This is a genomic window from Nisaea sp., from assembly GCF_039990255.1.
GTDB lineage: Bacteria > Pseudomonadota > Alphaproteobacteria > Thalassobaculales > Thalassobaculaceae > Nisaea.
In genome coordinates this window covers 149,475-169,715 of the sequence record NZ_JBDXGG010000006.1, presented here as the reverse complement: position 1 = coordinate 169,715, position 20,241 = coordinate 149,475, and the positions used below count along the sequence as shown (strand labels likewise).

The following is a 20,241-nucleotide window of genomic DNA, read 5'->3' as shown; positions in this document are numbered from 1 at the left end:
GAGAGCTGTCTGGAGTTCTCGCCGCAGTGTTGCGCTATCGAGACCTGTTCCAGTGACATAGGCAATGATGCGGCGGTGTTCTCCTTCGCCTGCGAGGAGGGTGACGGCTTCCTCGACGGCGGGTATGGCGCGGAGAGCGGCTTCGATCTCTCCGAGTTCGATGCGGAACCCGCGGAGCTTGATCTGGTGATCGGTGCGTCCGAGATAGTCGATGGCACCGGACTGGTTCCAGCGGCAGAGATCGCCCGTGCGGTAGAGCCGCCCGAGGGTCGGGTGGGTGACGAAGCGCTCGCCGGTCAGCTCCGGCTGCGCCAGGTACCCGTCTGCGAGACCGTCGCCACCGAGATGCAGCTCGCCTGCGATACCTGTCGGGACGGGAGTGCCGTCCGGGTCGAGAATGTGGGCCACGGTGTTGGCGATCGGCCCGCCAATGGGGATCGAAGTGGCGTCTTCAGGAACCTCCGTAATGTGATGGCAGACCGCGAAGGTGGTGCATTCGGTCGGCCCGTATCCGTTCAGAAGACGGGTTGGCGGCTCGGCCTCGAGCACCGCACGTATCCAACGCGGGTCAAGTGCTTCACCACCGACCAACAGGGTATCGAGCTTTGCAAAGAGGCTTGGGTCGATCTGCGCCATCCTGTTGAACAGGGTGGCGGTCAGGAACATCGTATTGAACCTGCCGTCGCGCAGGAGTGTTGCGAAGCGGTCTGGATCGAGGATGTCGTCGCGTTCGAGGAGCTCGATGGCGGCACCGTTGAGCAGGGCTCCCCAGATCTCGAAGGTGGCGGCATCGAAGACGGGTGTTGCGGCCTGGGCGATACGGTCGCCGGGTTTGATGTCGATATAGTCCGTGTTGCGGACCAGCCGCGTGACGGCGCGCTGTGGCACCATGACGCCCTTGGGGCGTCCTGTTGAGCCAGAGGTGTACATGACATAGGCGAGGCTTGCGCCGTCGCTTTGTGGCGCTGGAACATCCGCGTCACAGGCGGCGATCAGATCCGCATCGCGCTCCAGCAGCAGGGATGCATGCCCGCCCTCTGGCAGAACGCCCGCCAGCGCCTCATGGCTGAGAACCAGTGCGACTTCGGCTTCCTCAAGCATATAGCCGAGGCGGTCAGCAGGCAGATCCGGATCCAGCGGCAGATAGGCGGCGCCCGTCTTCAGGGTGGCGAGCATGGCCACAATCAGATCGACCCCGCGCGGCAGGCAGAGGCCGATGATGGTGCCCGGTGCGGGCTGATGCTGCGCGGCGATATACGCGGCCAGCCTGTCCGACTGCTCGTCCAGTTCGGCGTAGGTTACCTCCGTCTCTCCGCAGCGAAGGGCGGTTGCATCTGGTGCCGCCTGCACCTGCTCCTCGAAGAGCGCAGCGAGAGAAGCGTCTCGCGGATATGCAGAGGCGCCACCACTCCAGCCGTCGATCTCATGGCGCTCCGCACGGGTCAGCAAGGGCAGGGTGCCGACCGGCGCTTCGGGTGCGGCAAGAATGCTCTCCAGCAGTCGATGGAGATGGCCGCAAAGGCGCGCCATGGCGGTTTCACTGAAGAGGTCTGTGCTGTAGATCAGATTGAGGACAAGGCCTTCAGCATGCTCGGCGAATTCGAAGAGCAGGTCGTATTTAGCAGCCTCCGGTCCGGCCTCGAATTGGCTGACCTTCAGGTCCGCGACCAGTGCTTCAGCCGCGGGGACGTTTTGCAATGCAATCAGCACGTTGAAGAGCGGCGCCCGTGCGGCATCGCGCTCGATGCCGAGTTCGCGGATCAGTTCTTCCAGTGGATAATGCTGATGTGCAAAGGCCTCAAAGGCTGTGCGTGCGACCTGATCGAGCAGTGCGGTGAAGCCCGCGCCTGGGTCAACCTCGTCCCTCAGCGCGACCACATTCATGAAGAGACCGACAATCGTCTCCAGCTCTGCCTGATCACGCCCGGCGACGGGTGTGCCGACGATGATGTCGCGCTGGTGGCTGTAGCGATAGAGCAGCAATTTGAGCAAGGCCGTCAGTGCCATGAAGAGGGAGGCACCGTGTCGTGTGGTCAATACCTTCAAGCCGCGGACATGGATCGGGTCGAAATCGATCCTGAGGCGGGCTCCGGACCGCCCGCTTCGGAACGGGCTCAGCCTGTCGGACGGAAGCTCCAGAAGGGAGGGGGCCGCCAGCTTCTCAAGCCAGTAGGCTTTGGCCATATGCATGGCTCGTGCTGCATCCGGCGCTCGTTGCCGGATCGCATATTCCCCGTATTTGAGTAACGGCTTTGGTATGGTGGGCTCTGCCCCCTTGATGATCGCCTGATAGCGAAGAGCGAGTTCCTGCTGAAGCAATTCAATCGACCAGGCGTCGGCGATGATGTGATGGATGTTCAGCGCAAGCACCCAGTCCTCGTCCCCGAGCTTGCATAACCGGGCTCGCCAGAGCGGCGCCCTGGCAAAATCAAACGGGGTCATCATGTCGCTCTGAAGCAGTGCGCGGCAGGCTGCGTCCGGATCTGATGTGCCGCTGAGGTCAGTCTCCACCAGCAGTGCCGACACGCGCGGCTCTACGATCTGGCGCATCGCATCCTCCTGCATGACGAAGTGAGTCCGGAGAATGTCGTGCCGGGCCATCATACCGTCTAGAGTGACCGAGAGGGTGGCTATATCCACTGGGCCGCGCAGCCTGAGAGCGCGCGTGATGACATAGGAATCGGCTGAACTGTCCATCTGGGACAGGACCCAGATGCGTTGCTGCGCAAAGGATGCCGGATAGATTATTTCCTGTATGCAGGCAGCGGAACCGGGCGTTTCAGAGGCAGGCGCCGGGCCGATATCCTGCAAGTCCAATCCGGCGTCGCTCAGCGGGGAGAGTCCCGGTGTGGTCATATCAGGCCTCCCGCTTCATTTCGTCTTTGACCGCTTTCTGTGAAGGGCTGATCGCCTTCCGCTGCTGCCGTGATTGTCTTCGGTTCAGATGAGTGCTCCTGCCGGGCGGGGCGTTTGGCGAGCAGACGGGAAAGTCCACGCACGGTGCCATGCGGGAAAAGCTCCTGGAGCTTCACCTCGACACGGAATGTCTGGTAGATGCGTGAGAGCACGCGGATGGCTTTCAGGGAGTCGCCACCGAGATCGACGAAACTGTGCGTCACACCGACTTTCCCCAGCTCAAGCACCTCGCCCCAAAGCGCGGCCAAGCTGGTCTCGGTTTCGTTCGCAGGAGCGATACAGGGCGCATCCTGGTAAAGCAGGTCGGCGGGCAGGGGCAGGGCGCGGCGGTCGATCTTGCCGTGCAGATTCAGTGGGAACTGCTCCATCTGCACATAGTGGGCGGGCTGCATAGCGGGCGGCAGCCAGTCAGTCAGATGGTGCCGGAGATCGGCGCTGGTAAGGTCATGTCCGGCTGTGAAATAGGCGGTCAAACTCTGCTCACCCGCCAAGGAACGGTGCGCGATGACGATGGCGGTCTCGATCCCGTGATGTTGCCGGACTGCGGCTTCCACCTCCGCCAACTCGATCCGGATGCCGTTGATCTTGACCTGCTGGTCCTTGCGGCCAAGTAGCTCGACCGTATGGTTTTCCAGATAACGGCCGATATCCCCGCTCCGATAGATAATGTCGGGCGTATCCGGGGTCAGAGGATTCTGTACGAAGCTCTCCGCCATTAGCTCGGGCGCCCCGAGATATCCCTTGCTCATGAACGGCGTCTTGATGAAGACTTCTCCGATCTCGCCCGGATCGCAGAGCTCGCCGTCCTTGATGATCAGAAGTGCACTGTTGGGCAGCGGTTTGCCGACAGGCACCATGCGGCCGGGCTCGTCCGGTGTCTCCGCGATCCGATGGAACGCCTTGGCGAGGGTGGTCTCGGATGGGCCATATAGATTGGTGAGCTGGATGCGCTGCCCCATGAGCGCGTGCCAGCGCTGGACGTCCGCGCCGTAGAGCGGTTCTCCCGCCAGAAGCAGATGCTGCAGATCGGGAAGGTGCGCTTCAGACGTGGGTCCCACTGCTAGTTCCGCCATGAGTTGCCGGAAGAGCGAGGGCACGCAATGGATCAGCGAGACCTTTGCAGTTTCCAGCCAGCTAAGCAGGCGACGACTGTCGGTGCGGGCGTCGTCCGGCGGGATACAGAGCGTTCCGCCTGCCAGCAGCGGCGCGAGAATATCACGCAGGCTGACATCGAAAGTGGCGGGCGCGAGCTGGCTGATCCGGCTCTCCGCACCGAGCTGAAATTCGCCGATCTCCCAATGCAGGAAATGGCTGAGGCCCTTCTGATTGCCGAGGATCGCTTTCGGCATGCCGGTCGAGCCGGATGTGAAGATGATGTAGCTTGCATCGTCTCCCTCGATCGTGAGTTCCGGGTTTTCAGGCCGGTCGAGTGACAGCTCCCCAAGGCTGCAAACCTTGAGGCCGGGTTGTTGCTCGATAGCCTGGTCGGAGATTGCCAGAACTGGGTCTGCGACGGAGAGCATCTGCGCCTGACGCCGGGGCGGGGCAGCTGGGTCCAGTGGCAGGAAGACGCCGCCCGCCTTGGCCACGGCGAGGAGGGCGATCACGTAGTCCACACCGGTTGGCATCGACAGGGCGACGACATCGCCGTGGCCCAGCGCGCGATTCTTCGTCAGTCCGTGGGCAGCCCGGTTGGCGGCCTCGTTCAACGCCGCGTAGGTGATTGTGCGCCCCGGTTCCTCTATCGCCGTCCGGGTTTCGTTCGCGGCTGCGGTTTGCTCGAAAACGCGGTGCGGAATCAACTTACTCATGGATACGGTCCTTGCGGGCTTACAGAGGGGGGACATCGAAACACTCCCGAAAGAGTTCGAAGGAGAGGACGATCATCAAAAGGTCGGGCTCAAAAGTTGTGTTCAGCCGGAAGCCGGGTTGCCGATAACGGGATTTCAGACGCTCTACCGTGTCGGCGTTGAAATAACCGGCGCGCTTGATCCGTTCATGGCTCAGCAGGTCCTCGACCCAGTCGGCGCCGTCCTGCAGCAGCGACGCGCTGGAGGGGGCGACGAAGCCGAATTTCTCGCGCTTGGTCACTTCCGGCGGCAGGCGGTGCGCGGCGAGACGGCGCAGCGGATATTTTTCAGTCATGCCCTGAACTAGGCAATCGGGCGGTGCCGTGCGGACCCAGTCGATGACGTCGGGATCGAGAAACGGATAGCGGGCCTCGACCGAATGGGCATAGGCGACCCTGTCGCCATGATCGGACAGCAGATGGTCCGCGAGGCGAAGCTTGAAATCCGCATAGGATCTCTGGTGCAGGGGGTGGCGTCCGATCATTTTTGAGCGGTCGAGCGGTGTGTCCCGGCAGCAATCGAAGGAAGTAAGACCGGCAGCGACATCGGGCGCGTAGAGCGCCGCCTTGATCTCCGCAAACGCCCCGTAGTCACGCTCGTAGAAAAAGTCCGGATCGCCCCAGAGACGTTCCTGGACCTCGCGGGCGCTTTGTGCCTCGAGGCTGAAATCATCCGCGCCCGCACGGCGCTGTTGGTCGAGACGGTAGCCGACATAACCGCCGAAAAGTTCATCCGCTCCCTCTCCCGTCAGGACAACCTTGAGGGCGTTGTTGCGGACGAGGCCGGAGAGGGCGAGAGAGCAGGTGTTGTAAGATTCCTTAAGCGGCGCCTCGGCGTGCCAGACTGCCTGGCGCAGACGGGCCCGGATCGCCTCGCCATCGAAGACCTCCGTGTGGTGGCGGGCACCAACCTGGCGGGCGACCAGGTCTTGCGGCTCGCGCTCGTCGATCAGCTGGTCGGTGAACCCGATGGAGAAGGCGTGGCGGGGCCGGTTCAGGTTATGTACGTGGTCATGTTCGCAGATCAGCGCGGCGATCAGGGAGGAATCGAGGCCACCGCTCAGATAGAAACCGACATCGACATCGGCCTGCAGGCGCCGTGCGACCGAGCTTCGCAGCCGCTGATCCAGATCTTCGTAATCCGGTTCCGCCGCCGGATCGAGATCCTTCGCCAGCGGATAGTCGAGATCCCAATAGGCCTCGGTGGTGAGCTTGCCGTTTTCCAGTGTGAGCAGATGGCCGGGCGGAAGGCTGTGCACGTCCGCGAAAAGGCTGTTCGGGCTTACCGGTCCCGGAAAGGTCAGCACCTGGTCGAGACCTGTCATGTCGACCTTGCTGCTCACCATCGGATGTTGCAGCAGTGCCTTGATTTCCGATGCGAAAAGCAGCGTCCCCTCGCGAAAGACATAGAAGAGTGGCGCGATCCCGGCCTGATCCCGTCCGAGCAGCAACCTGCCGCGCGTGCGGTCATGGAGCACAAAGGCGAACTGGCCGTTCAGCCGGGAGACGAAGGACGGGCCGTATTCTTCGTAGAGATGCGGCAGGACCTCCACGTCGACCCGGACGCGGAAGCTGTGACCGCGCTGGATCAGGTCGTCGCGCAATTCCCGGTGATTGTAGATCTCGCCGTTACAGACGACGGTGATTGCGTCATCCTCGTTCCTGACCGGTTGCTCGCCACCTTCCAGATCGATAATCGCAAGCCGGCGAAAGCCGAGCGCGAGGCCAGGCTCGGTGGTGACGATCTCACTGTCTGGCCCCCGGTGCGCCAGGGTGGCGGTCATGCGCCGGAGAAGCGCCATGTCGAAATCGGCCGACATGCCCGGGCTATGGCATCCAACAAAACCACACATCCCTAGAACACCTCGTCGAGATTGAGTGCGCCGGAGAGGAAGTCTGCTTTCGCGGTTACTGTTTCGGAGGGGGCTTCTCCGGTCCGCCTGCCGAGCCGTGCGCAGAGAGCGCGCACACTTTGCTCCGGGTCTGCCGCCAGGCTTCGGAGCAGGATCAGGTAGCCGTCGGCAAGCGCCCGTATCGTCACCGCATCATGCCGATCGGTGTTATAGGCGAACTCCATGGCGAGGCCCGATGCGCCGTTGTTGACCATGACGTTCAGGCCGAACAGTGTCGTTTCGTTCTCGGCCATGAAACTTTCGAGCTTCAGATCGCCTAGGCGCAGATCCAGATCCTGACTTGGCATCAGATTGAGCATCACATCGAAGAGTGGCGTGCGCCCATCGACGACGGTGGAAGAGAGGTCCTCAACCAGCCGGTCGTAAGGATAGGATTGATGTGCGAAGGCTTCGGACACTGTGGTACGCACCTGACGCAGCAGATCCTTGAAGCTTTCGCGCCGGGTGACACGGTCCCGCAGAACCAGATTGTTGAGGTAAAGCCCGATCTGGCCGTCGAGTTCCGCCACCTCACGGCCCGCGACGGGGGTGCCGATGACGATATCTTCCTGGCCGCTGGCCTGATGAAGCAGGATTTTGAAGGCTGCCGTCAGCACCATGAAAAGCGTGACCTGCTGCTCGCGGCAAAGATCTTCCAGGAGCTGCTGGTCCGTCCGCGCCAGGGTGACGAAGACTTGCCCGCCGTCGAAGCTGGCGCGTGTGCCGACGATGCGGCGGCCGCCGAGGTCCAGGGCCGGTATCTCGCCTTGAAGCTTGTCCAGCCAATAGGCGCGGTGCTGTGTCATGGCCGCGCCTTCGACCTGCCTGTTCTGCCAGACCGCGAAATCCCGGTATTGCAGCGTTAGCGGCTGATGTGCCGGTTTGGTGTTGTCGCGCAGCGCGTTGTAAGCCTCGTGCAACTCGCGCATCAGAACATTGAGGCTGAGCCCATCGCAGACGATGTGATGCAGGCTGACCAGCAGCACGTGATCCTCGTCTGACAGGCGGAGCAGCTCGGCGCGCAGAAGCGGCGGCTGGGTCAGGTCGAAGGGCCGTCTGGCTTCCGTCCTGGCGGTCTCTTTTGCCGCTGCGACAGGATCTACCCTGCCTGAAAGATCGCGAACTGGCAGCATGAAAGGCAGACCGGATCGCACGCTCTGGCACGGCTCGCCCTCCCGAGTGGTGAAGGCGGTGCGGAGGCTTTCATGGCGATCGACGATGTGGGCAAATGCGCCACGAAGCGCTTCTGTGTCCAGCGCTCCCCCAAGGCGCATATTGTAGGCCATGTTGTAAGCAACCGAGGCCTCGCGGGATTGGGACAGGATCCAAAGCCGTTTCTGGCCATGGGTCAGGGGATAGTCTGCGGCGGTCTCGGCGGGGGTGATGCTCGCCGTCTCTTCCGCGCTGTCTTCCGCCGATCGATCCTGCTCGATCAAGGCGCTGAGCCCGGCCACGGTCGGCTTCTCGAAGAGAGTTTTAATCTGGAGCCGGCTGCCGAAACGCCGGTTGATCTGCGCCATCAGCTGCGTGCCGAGCAGGGAATCCCCGTTCAGGGCAAAAAAGTCGTCATTCGGGCCGATTTTCTCGACGCCGAGAACTGCACACCAGATTGACGTCATGATTGCCTCCGTCCCGCATTCCGCACTCTCGTTATCGGAAGAAGAGGCGGTTTTTTCGTCTACCTCGGGACGATGCGGGACTTGCTGACGTGCGAGCCGGGCCGAAAGGTCACTGGTCGAGACTGCGATCTGGCCGGTGAAGGCGCTGTTGAACAGCAGGTCGAACGCGCGTGTTCCTTCCTCTGTCGTGATGGATGCCTTACGCAGCCGGCTTTCGAGTGCGGAGCCGCTGGCGCGTGTCGTCTCGAAATCCCACCCGTCCCAATTGACGCTGATCCAGTCCGCGTTGCCCGCGCGCTGGCGGTCACGGGCAGTTGCGTCGAGGATGCTGTTGGCTGCTGCGTAAGCTGCAAAACCGAGGCCGCCGAGCACGGCGGAGAGGGAGGAGAAGAGCATGAAGAAATCGGGCGGCGTTTCCTCGAAGACCTCCTCGAGCACGGCCAATCCGTCGACTTTGGCGTGGAACTCCCGCGCACGCTCGGTGGCGGTGAGTATCGGGATTTCGCGATAGCTCTCGGAAGCGGGCAGGGCTGCGGCGTGGATGACCCCGTCGATCCGGCCGAACGCGGCTTCGGCTCTGGCCTTGGCGCCGCGCATTTCCTCCGGATTGCCTACATCGGCACGAAAGGCGAGCACGCGGCCGCCGTTTCGTTCGATCGCGGCGATATGCCCGGATTGTGCGTCCGTCGGGGCGGAGCGGCCGATCAGCACGAGCCGGGCGTCCGCGCGTTCCGCAAGATAGGATGCCAGCAACAGGCCAATCCGGCCGAGGCCGCCTGTGATGAGATAGACGCCCTGATGGCGGAGCTTGCTCGGCTGGCTTTCTTCAGGCGCGGTCGGGGAGGCGGGCTCGAATACTTGCCCCCACTTGTACCGGCCACGCAAGGCGATGCGTTTCTCTGCGCTGGGGGTGGTCAGCACGCGGAGCAGCGTGTCGAGGCATGTGCGCCGTGCAGCCTCGTCGTCGCCCGGATCGACGATGTCGACGCTGCGGCAGGAAAGACCGGGGAATTCCTGGGGGATCACCAGGGCCGGACCCATCGCGGCGGCGGCGTGCGGAGAAAGCTCTTCCGCGCCGTGAACTTCCTCCACGCCGCGGCAGACGAGCGTGATTTCCGCTGACTGTCCGGCGCCATGTTCGGAGAGTGCTCTCGCCGTGGCGATCAGGCTCTGGAAGACAAAGCCGTCCTGGTCGGGATCATCCGGCGCGAGAGACCAGAGATGCACAATGCGGGCAGGCGCTTTTCCATCGCGAGACAGTGCCTCCAGCATCGCGGTGAAATCCTGATGTGCCGTCGGGCGGACCAGAAAGGAGTCGGCTGTGAGGCTGAAAAAACCGGGACCTCTGCGTACCGTGACAACATTCTCGCCGCGTGCCCGTAAGCGCTCTGCCAGGGCGAGGCCGAGCCCGTCACCATCGCCCAGCAGGAGCCAGGGAGATTTGTCGTCGGTGGCGACGTGCCCCCCGTCACCCCAGGGCAGTCGTTTCCAGGTGGGGGTGTAGAACCATGTGGCGATATCCGCCCGTTTTCCGGCCTCCGGTTCCGGTGCGGCGATTTCGGCGGTGGCTCCCGCATTGACCCAGTGGCGGGTGCGTTCGAACGGGTAGCCGGGCAACGGCACCCGGCCGAGATCCGGCTCCGAGAAATTGTCCCAGTCGACGGCAAACCCGGCGCACCAGAGGGCGCCGAGGCTTGCGAGCAGGACTTTGTGGTCGTCAACGTCGCTTCCGGCGGCGGGCAGGGAGGAGAGCGTTCGCACCTTCGGTCCTGCAATGCGGCCAGCCGTGCTTGCCAGCGCGCGACCAGGGCCGATTTCCAGGAACACGGCGTCAGGATGGTCTTTCAACACGCACTCGATCCCGGCGGCAAAGGCGACCGGCGCGCGCAGATGACGCAGGTAGGCAGCGGGGCCGCGCGCTTCTTCATTGGTGATCCAGGTTCCGGTCACGTTGGACACGTATGGGACCGAGGGAGCGTTCAGCGTGTGGCGTTCGAGTTCGCGGGCGAAATCCTCCAGGATCGGGTCCATCAGGGCGGAATGAAAGGCATGGGACACAGCCAGCCTCTGCGCCTGATGTCCCGCTTTTTCGAGCTGTTCGGAGAGCGCTTCGATCGCATCGCAGGTGCCGCTGATCACGCAGCGGTCGGGCGCGTTGATTGCGGCGATCTCCAACCCATCGCCGAGAAATTCTTCCAGCTTCCGACGCGGCAGCGCGACGGCCAGCATGGCGCCGGACGGGGCGGATTGCATCAGGCGGCCACGGGCGGCGACGAGCGCCAGTGCGGTATCGAGATCCATCACACCGGAAAGGCAGGCCGCGACATATTCGCCGAGGCTGTGGCCGATCAATGCCGTCGGCTCTACGCCCCAATGACGCCAGAGAGCGGCCATCGCGTATTCGACCGCGAACAGGGCAGGCTGGGCGATGGCCGTCTGACGCAGCCGGTCTGCCGCCTCTTCCTCGTTCATTCCCGGTTCAGGATAAAGCAGGCCGCGAAGGTCTAGTCCGAGATGGGGATGCAGGCGGTCTGCGCAGTCATCCATTGCGGCACGGAAAACCGGCTCGTCCCGGTAAAGTACCCGGGTCATGCCCGGATACTGGCTTCCCTGTCCGCTGCAGAGGAATACGACGGGCGGTGCATTTTCCGGCGTGGCCGAGTATGCGCTGGCATCGACCCGGCGCAGCGCTTCGCGCGCTTCCGCGCTGTCTCCGGCCACAATGGTGGCGCGATGGCTGAACGCCCGGCGTCCGCATTGCAGCGTGAAGGCGGTGTCGCCAAGGGACTCTTCCGGATGCGCTTCAAGCCAGGACGCCAATTCCTGAATGCGTTTGGCAAGGGCAGGTCCACTCCGCGCGCTGACCGGCAGGAGCTGGAACGGTCGCGTGTCGGGACTGACCTCTCTCTCCGGCGCTTCCTCTAGAACCACATGGGCGTTGGTGCCGCCGATACCGAAGGAGCTGACACCGGCCCGCCGCGGTGCGTTGCGCGACGGCGCAGGCCACGGGCGGAGAGTGTCGTTCACGGTAAAGCTGGAAGCGGAAAGGTCGATTTCCGGGTTCGGGCGTTTGAAATGCAGGCTCGGCGGAATCTCCTGGTGCTGGAGTGCCAGCGTCGCCTTGATCAGGCCCGTTATGCCGGCGGCCTCGTCCAGATGGCCGAGATTGGTTTTGACCGAACCCAGATGGCGTTCCGTGTCGCTTGCGCCGAAAACCTCGTTGAGTGCTGCGATCTCGATTGGATCGCCCAGCGTGGTCCCTGTGCCGTGGGCTTCGATATAGCCGATGCTCGCGGGATCGACCTCACCCACGTCCTGCGCTTCGGCGATGACGCTTGCCTGACCGGCAACGCTGGGCGCGGTGTATCCGGCCTTGTGTGCGCCGTCATTGTTGACGGCGGAACCCCGGATGATTGCGTGAATGCGGTCACCGTCTGCCTCAGCGTCAGCAAGGCGCTTGAGAACGACAATGGCTGCTCCATTGCCGCCTACTGTGCCTTTGGCATCGGCATCGAAAGCGCGGCAGTGGCCGTCGGGGGAAAGAATTCCGCCGTCCTGATGCAGATACCCCATGTCCTGTGGAAGCTGGATCGACGCCCCGCCCGCCAGCGCCATATCGCATTCGAAACCGAGCAGGGCCTGAGCCGCGAAATGGACTGCCACGAGCGATGTCGAGCAGGCGGTTGCGATGCCCACACTAGGCCCGGTGAGGTTCAGCTTGTAGGAAATCCTGGTCGCCAGATAATCCTTGTTGTTGCCGATCTGGATCGGCAACTCGCCGTTTCCAGAGAGTGCGGCACGATTGGGATACAGATTGTTGAGCAGGTAGCTGCTGGGCCCGCAGCCGACATAAACGCCGATGCTGCCGCCATAGAGGTCCGGATCGTGGCCACTGTTTTCCAGTGCGTTCCATGCCAGCTCCAGCATGACCCGGTGTTGCGGATCGGTGATCCGGGCCTCGCTCGGGGGCATCTGGAAGAAGGCAGAGTCGAACATCTCAATATCGGAGAGTGCGCCGTTCACCGGCACGTAGGCGGGGTGTCCGGACAATTCTTCAGGAACGCCCGCTTGGTGCAGCTCATCGGCCTCGAAATGTGTCAGCCCCTCGCGTCCCTCGCGCAGAAGCTGCCAGAGGGCTTCCACCCCGTCCGCCTGCGGAAAACGCCCCGCCATACCAACAATCGCGATCAGGTCCCTGTCCGGAACTGTATTTTCTGCGGTCATCAGGTTTGCGCTCCTTGTTGTTTGCCACGTGCTCGTGGTGTTTTGCGCCCGCGCGCAGCCCCTCGCCGCTTTGCTGCCCGGTCGCTACCGTCTCCGAAGCCCTTGGCCCCGCCGGAGGTTTCCTCCGGTGCTTCAAGGGCCGCTGCGAGGGCGGCGGGTGTCGGGTGCTGGAACAGCAGGACGATGTTCAACTCGCGCCCCAGTAGGGTCTGAATGCGGGCGCGGGCGCGGACGGCGAGCACGGAATGCGCGCCGTGCTCGAACACATTCTGTTCGACACCGAGCCCCGGATGGCCGAGCAATTCGCGCCAGATATTGAGGACTTGCTCTTCCATCCCGGTGCCCGGCGCACGTCCAGCCTCTTCGACCTCGATTGTCTCCGGGGCGGGCAAGGCGCGGTGGTCGAGCTTGCCGTTGATCGTCAGCGGCAGATGCTCAAGCGCGATGAAACGCGACGGCACCATGTAGGCGGGAAGCTGCGCCTGAAGATGACGGCGCAGGTCCTCGGCGTCGTGGGCCGCCCCTTGCGGCACGTAATAGCCGGCGAGGAATTTGTCGCCGTCCCGTTCATGGATGCTGACGGCAGCCTCGCGCACATCCTCGTGCTGATTGAGACAGGCGGATATCTCGCCAAGCTCGATACGGAAGCCACGTATCTTCACCTGGCTGTCGAGACGGCCGAGGTACTCAAGTTCTCCGTCATTGCGCCGCCGCACCTTGTCGCCGGTCCGGTAGAGCCGTTCACCGGGACGGTACGGATTCTCGATGAAGCGCTCGGCAGTAAGGTCCGGGCGCTCCAGGTAGCCCATGGCAAGGCCGGCGCCGCCGACAAGCAGCTCGCCCGGAATTCCATCTGGCACGGGTTCCAGAGCGTCATTCAGGACATAGAGCTGCAAGTCGGGGATCGGCTCGCCGATCAGGCTGGCCGGTCTTTCCGCGTCGGAGGCAGAAAGCGGCCGATAGGTCACGTGAACTGTCGTCTCGGTAATACCGTACATGTTTACGAGTTGCGGAGTGCTGTCGCCGCGCTGCTCGAACCAGGGCCGAAGCATCGTCGGATCAAGGGCTTCGCCGCCGAAGATCACATAGCGCAGGGCAAGCGGGGTGGCCTGCTCCGGATCGGCTTTCAGCAACTGCCGGAAGGCGGAAGGCGTCTGGTTCAGAACCGTGACCTGTTCCCGCTCGAGTAGCTCAAGGAAGCGGTCGGGCGCACGGCTGACGTCGAAGGGAACGATAACCAGCCGCCCGCCATGCAGAAGCGCGCCCCAGCACTCCCAGACAGAAAAATCGAAGGCGAAGGAATGGAACAGTGTCCAGACGTCTTCGGGGCCGAAGTCGAACCAGTGATCCGTCGCGGTGAACAGACGCATCGCGTTGGCGTGGGTGATAACGGTGCCTTTCGGCTGTCCGGTGCTGCCGGACGTGTAGATGACATAGGCCGCACGGTCCGGGTTTTGCGGGAGGTCCGGATTGCTGTCTTCCTCCGTGTCGTGGGTATAGGCCTCGTCGAGCAGGCAGAGCGCGCAGCTCCCCTCTTCGGCGAGGGACGCGAACTCGCTGCGCGTGATCAGAGCCGGCGCCTGCGCGTCCTTCAGGATGAATTCAAGACGCGCGGCCGGAGCGTTCGGATCCAGCGGCAGATAGGCCCCGCCCGCTTTCAGGATAGCGAGCATACCGACGATGAGCTCCGGGCTGCGCGGCAGGCAGAGTCCGATCAGCGGCGGTGGACCGCCGTCCGGAATGTCCATCAGCGTACCCAAGCGGTGGGCCAGCCGGTTTGCCTGCCTGTTCAGTTCCGCATAGCTCAGCTGTGTTTCGCCGTCGCTGACCGCGATGGCATCCGGGCTGGCGGCAGCCTGCGCCTCGAACCATTTCGTCAGGCTCCGGTGCGCCGGTTTGACGGTGATATCGGGAGTGGCTCTGGAGAGCAGCGCCGACCGTTCGTCGGAAGTGAGAAGCGGCAGGCGCCCGATGGAGTCTTCCGGTGTTTCGAGAGCATTTTCGACAAGCGTCACCCAGCATTCGAGCTGACGCGCGATGCTGGCTTCCTCGAACAGATCCCTGTTGAAGCGGAGTTCCACCTGCAGCCCCGTATCGGTCTCCGTGAAGCTCCAGAGCTGGTCGAACTGGGTCGTGCCGTAATCGAGGGAGAGCGAGGAGACTTCCAGACCCGGAAGATCGAAGGCGACATTCTCCGTGTTCTGGAACGCGACCATCACGTCGAACAGTGGATTGCGGCTTGGGTCGCGCGGCACATTGAGATCGCGCACGATCTCGTCGAAGGGGTAATCCTCGTGGGCGTAGGCCGCGATGGAGGTCCGGCGCACCCGGTCGAGAATGTCGGTGAAACTTTCCGCCCCACTCATCCGGTCGCGCAGGACCAGGGTGTTGACGAAGAAACCGATCTGGTTTTCCAGGTCGATATGGCCGCGCCCGGCGGCAGGAACACCGAGGCTGATATCTTCCGCGCCGCTGATCCGGTGCAGGAAGATTTTCACCAGCGCTGTTAGCACCATGAAGAGGCTCGTGCCGTGCGCTCTGGCGAGATCGTTTAGAGCACCCAGAGTGCCCGCGTCGAGGGTTTGCCGGAGCTTTCCGCCGCTGTAGGTCTTGACCGGCGGGCGCGGGAAATCGGCCGGCAGGTCCAGCGGCGGCGGCAGGTCTCCCAATTTGGCGCGCCAGAATTCACGATGCTCTTCGGCACGTTTGCTAAGCCGTTCCGTCTGCCAGGCGACACAGTCGCGGTGCTGGATCGGGAGCGATGGCAGGTTTGCGCTGCCGTTCTCTGTTCTGGCCCGATAGAGCGCGATAACCTCGCGGACCAGCACGTCCATGCTCCAGCCGTCCGAGACGATGTGGTGCATGTTGAACAGCAGCACATGATCGTCTGCGCCGAGCTGGAGAAGATGCAATCGGATGAGCGGCGCCCGCGTCAGGTCGAATCCCTGGCCCGCATCGGTAAGGGCGCGTTGCCGGGCTGCTTCGAGCGGATCCGGCGCATCGCTCAGATCGACAAGGTCCAACGGGGCCTCGTCTGGCTCCTCGACGCGCTGGCGCAATACCCCGTCGCGCTCGAAGAAGGAGGTCCTGAGACTTTCGTGGCGCGCGACGACGGAGCCGAGTGCGAAACGCAGGCTCTCCACGTCGAGCAGTCCCCGGACCCGCAGGCTGTCGACCATGTGGTAGGCCTCGCCGCCGTCCATCTGGGACAGGAACCAGAGGCGTTGTTGTGCATAGGAGACCGGATAATCCGCTTCGTCTGGCACTTTCGCGATCGGTGTCGCGTCGACGTCGACCTGTTGGTCAAGCAGCTCCGAAAGGGCCGAGATGGTCGGGTTGCTGAAGATGTCGCGCAGCGTCAGCTCTTTCCGAAGCCGGTCCTGCAAGCGGCTGAGCACCTGGGTCGCCTTGAGGCTGTGCCCGCCCAGCTCGAAGAAATTCTCCTCCGTGCCCGGCGGTGCGATGCCGAGCACTTCCGCCCAGATTTCCTGCATGGCGGTTTCGGTTGCTGTGGTGGGCGCGGATCCCGTGCCCGAAGCAAGCGTCTGCATCCGGGGCGCCGGAAGCGCCTGCCGGTCGACCTTGCCGTTCGGCATCAGTGGGAAGCGGTCCAACACGACGAAGCCGGACGGGATCATGTGCTCGGGCAGGCTGTCTCTCAGGTCCTGCCGCAGCCGTGGCAACAGGTGCCGGGTAAAGCTTTCGCTCAGCGGATTGTTGGTCAGCCCGAAGAATGGATCGTCGGACGGCAGAGAAGATGGAGTTTCCTCCTGTCCCGTCAGGCTGGACCAGGCGCCATCTATGGGGGCGTGACCCGTTGGCCGGAACAGTACCGCGAGCGCGCCGCAATCGCTTTCGGGCTCCCAGAAAATCTCGGCCGTGACAGGAAGTGTCTCCTGCAGGCTCCAGAGAGCTTCGGGATCGAGCCCCTGACCGGTTGCTGCCTGCATCCGGGTCCGTGCTGCCTCGACCTTATCGCCCGTATCTGCCTCGTCGAGCCAGTCGAGCAGAGCCCGCATCTCGTCGAGCCGTGCATTGGGAATATTACGGATCGCGAGCTGACCGCCTTCCGTCTGAAGCCGGTTCCGGATGTCGTCCAGACCGGGACGATCGGCTCGCCAGTCCTCCCAGTCGATCGGCGCCGGGTCGGCCGTTTCCGCTCCGACGCGGATGACCACGTCATAGCGGAAGCAGGTCATCTCGTTATGGACCGCGCCGCGTTTCGGCCGGATCTCCACACCCGCGACACGCGGCAACATGCGGCCAAGAACATCGAAGAAGGCGGGCGCGACGGCAAGTTCCTGCTCGCGCGCCAGGTGATCCTCGATCCGCTCCGAAAGGTCGGCGCTGGTGAGGTCGGACTCCGCCTTGAAGCATTGCACGGCACCGTGATAGCCGCGCAGCAGCGGCAGGCTCCGCACGTCTCCGACAAAGATCGAGCCGCCATCGGCGCAGCGCTCGACGGCTTCGCGCAGGACGGCCAGGAGGTAATCGTGGCTCGGGAAATACTGGATCACCGAATTCAGCACGAGCGTGTCGAAGCTGCCCGCTGCGATCCCCTGGAAGTCGTCGGCAGTCTGCGCACGCAACGCGGCCTGGCTCAGCCGCTCGACCGGAAGCCGGTTCTGCCGCACCTTCAATTGCTCGATGGCAACAGCCGAAAGATCAGTTCCTAGATAGCTCTCGCATTCCGGCACAAGGCGATAGAGCAGCAGGCCGGTGCCGCAGCCGATTTCCAGCAGGTGTTTCGGGTTAAGCTCCAGAATGCGTGAAATCGCGTTATCCACGCATTCCCGCATTTCTTCCTCGGAAAGAGGCTCGCCAGTGAAGGTGCTGTCCCACCCGATGGTGTTGAAGGTGGCATCCTCTTCAGCGACGCTTTCGTCCGCGTAGCTGGCCTCGTGCAGCTCTTTCCAGAGCGCGACCTGATCCTGCACCAGCTCGGAGGCCTCGGCGCTCGGCATCCGGACCTGCAAATAGGCGGCGAGACGGCGCTCGCCCTCGGTGTCCAGATAGTCCTGGACCAGAACCTCACGGATCTGCGTGTTACGGGCGATGGCTGCTTCGATCTCGCCCAGCTCGACCCGGAAGCCCCGGATTTTCACCTGTCCGTCGATGCGGCCGAGATATTCCAGAGTGCCGTCGGGACGCCGGCGTCCGAGATCGCCCGTCCGGTAAAGACGCTTGCCAAATGTTTCTTCCGAATGCGGGTTGTCGACGAACACCTCCGCAGTCAGTTCCGGACGGCGCCAGTATCCGTCCCCGACGCCGATACCGCTGACGCAGATCTCGCCGGGCACGCCGATAGGCTGCAGCGCGAGCGATGTGTCCAGAATGAGGGTGGACATGTTGTCGACGGGCATCCCGATCGGGACCGTAACCTGTTCAGCCGGAAGCGGTGTATCGATCACGCTCTGGCATACATCGTCGGCCGCTTCAGTCGGCCCGTAGGCATTGATCAGCGAGATATCGGGCCAGAGCGAGAGCCAGCGGTTCACCAGAGCGACCGAGACGGCCTCTCCCGTAACCATCGCCGAGGCGAGATCGGGAAGTGCCCTGCGGTCGTCAGGCATTCCGTCCGCCTCGTTCATCAGGCTTTCGAGCACCACCGGTACCAGCTCAATCAGGCTGACGTGGCTTTCTCTGATCAATGAGAAAAGGGCGCGTGGAGAGGCGACGGTTTCGAAATCAGCGAAGACGACACGTCCACCGACCAGAAGCGGACCCAGGCATTGCCAGACAGAGATGTCCGAGGATGCGGGCGCGCTTTGCAGGATGGCCCCGTCGGCCCCGAAATCGAGCAGGCGGAACTCGGCGAAGATGTGGTTGAGGGCCCCTTCGTGACGCACCAGCGCGCCTTTCGGCCGTCCCGTCGAGCCCGATGTGTAGAGTAGGTAGAGCGGATCGCGGGGGCCGTTGACGATTGGCGGGTTTGTGTCCGATTGCGCGGAGAGCGCGCTGGCCATATGCAGCCGGACTCCGACCGGACTGTCCTCCAGTTTCGTGGCGCCGCCGACGAGAACCACATCACCGAGCGTCTCCGGCAGGCCGTCCTCCGAGAGCGCCGAGAGATCTACTCCGTTCGCCACCAGTATGGCGGCACTGCTGTCCTCCAGCATGTGACGCAGCCGGGCGCCCGGATAAGCCGTGTCGAGCGGCAGGAACATTCCCCCCGCCTTGATGATCCCGAGCACGCTCGCGAGGTAATCGAGGCCGCGCGGCACCAGGATGGCGACCGGGTCGCCCGGGGCGACATCCAGCGCGATCAGCAGATTGGCGAGCCGGTTGGCTCTCCGGTTCAGCTCCGCATAATCGATGCTGATCCCGTGCGCCTCGGCCGCCACCCGCTCCGGCGTCGCTGAGACCTGGCTCTCGAACGCTTCGGCTAGGCTCTGTGAGACCGGATGTACAATTTCCGGCCCGTTCGACAGTGCCAGGACCGCCGCCCGCTCGTCCGTCTCCATCAGCGGTAACGCATCGATCGTCCGCTCGGGCGTCTCCGCGATTGCCTGCAACAGTACCGCGAAGTGACCGACCATGCGCTCGACCGTCTGATGGTCGAAGAGGTCGCGGTTATATTCGATGACGCCCTGCAGTCCGTCATCCACGTCCCAGAAGTCCAGCACCAGATCGAACAAAGCGGCACGGCGGTCGATATGGACAGGGCTGAGCTGCAGGCCTTCCACATCGCTTTGCTCAAGCGGCATGTTCTGCAGCGCCATCATGACCTGGAAGACCGGATTGCGGCTGAGGTCCCGGTCCGGCTGCAACTCGTCGACCAGATGTTCGAACGGGAGGTCCTGATGCGCATAGGCATCGAGTGCGGTCTGGCGGACCTGATCGAGCAGGCTCGGAATGTCGGAATGCTCTGACAGCCTCACCCGCAAGGCCAGTGTATTGACGAAGAAGCCAACGAGATCCTCGCTCTGGGCGTTGGTGCGGTTGGCGATCGGCGATCCGATGACGATGTCGTCCTGGCCGCTATAGCGGTACAGCAGCGCGGCAAAGCCGGTCAGCAGGGTCATGAACAGGGTCGCGTTATGAGTCCGGCTCAGCTCCTTCAGCCGATCGCGCGTTACGGCATCAATGGTGAAGCGCAGGCTGCCTCCCCGGAAGCTCTGTATCGCCGGGCGTGGTCTGTCTGTTGGCAGTGAGAGCATCGGAGGCGCGTCTGCAAGTTGTTGGCGCCAATAGGAAAGTTGTTGCTCCAGAACCTCGCCGCGCAGCCAGCTTCGTTGCCATGCGGCGAAATCCGCATACTGGACCGGCAATGGCGGGAGGGTTTCCGGCGCACCGTGCAAATGGGCTCGATAAGCGTGAGCGAGTTCGCGGGTCAGGACGTTGAGTGACCAGCCGTCGATGATGATGTGATGCACGGTCAGCAGCAGTACATGCTCTTCTGGCCCCAGGATGACGAGTTCCACACGCAGCAGAGGCGGCGCGCCGAGATCTTTGAAGGGCGCGCGGGCGGCTCGTTCCGCCTCCGCCAGCATAGCGGTCTCGCGTGCGCCCTTCGGTGTCGCGGTGAGGTCGATTTCCTGCAATGGCACGTCGAGATGGTCGAGGATGACCTGAACCGGCTCTCCGTGCTCGTTCCGGAATGCGGTCCGCAGTACTTCGTGACGGTCGATCAATTGGTCGATGGCCTGTTTCAGCGCGGCCTTGTCGAGCTTCCCTGTGAGGCGCAGCGCGAGCGGCGTGTTGTAGAACGGATTGTCCGGCTCCAGCTCAGCGAGGAACC

At 63.3% G+C, this 20,241-nt stretch carries 5 protein-coding genes (1 of these 5 cut by a window edge); all 5 read right to left on the bottom strand.

Translation table 11 applies throughout. The features are described from left to right. Positions 1–2,856: amino acid adenylation domain-containing protein (locus tag ABJ076_RS04700; protein WP_348202567.1), on the bottom strand; the 2,856-nt coding region annotated here is incomplete at its 3' end. After that, the gene (locus ABJ076_RS04695; RefSeq protein ID WP_348190260.1) at positions 2,853–4,727 is read right to left on the bottom strand and encodes a non-ribosomal peptide synthetase; all 1,875 of its coding nucleotides are present in this window, start codon (positions 4,725–4,727) and stop codon (positions 2,853–2,855) included. The genes ABJ076_RS04695 and ABJ076_RS04700, both read right to left, overlap by 4 nt. Before the next feature lie 19 nt (positions 4,728–4,746). Continuing rightward, positions 4,747–6,618 (bottom strand): asparagine synthase (glutamine-hydrolyzing), encoded by a 1,872-nt coding sequence (gene asnB, locus ABJ076_RS04690; RefSeq protein ID WP_348190262.1) that lies wholly within the window; start codon positions 6,616–6,618, stop codon positions 4,747–4,749. 2 nt (positions 6,619–6,620) lie between these two features. After that, complete coding sequence (locus ABJ076_RS04685; protein WP_348190264.1) at positions 6,621–12,500, bottom strand: SDR family NAD(P)-dependent oxidoreductase; 5,880 nt, start codon at positions 12,498–12,500, stop codon at positions 6,621–6,623. Continuing rightward, positions 12,500–20,241, bottom strand: the end of a protein-coding gene (locus ABJ076_RS04680; RefSeq protein ID WP_348190266.1) for a non-ribosomal peptide synthase/polyketide synthase. Its footprint extends 16,015 nt past the window's final position; 7,742 of the gene's 23,757 nt are visible here — the last part of the coding sequence; its start codon lies beyond the right edge, outside the window — the gene reads right to left on this strand; its stop codon occupies positions 12,500–12,502. The genes ABJ076_RS04685 and ABJ076_RS04680 overlap by 1 nt, the downstream gene beginning before the upstream one ends.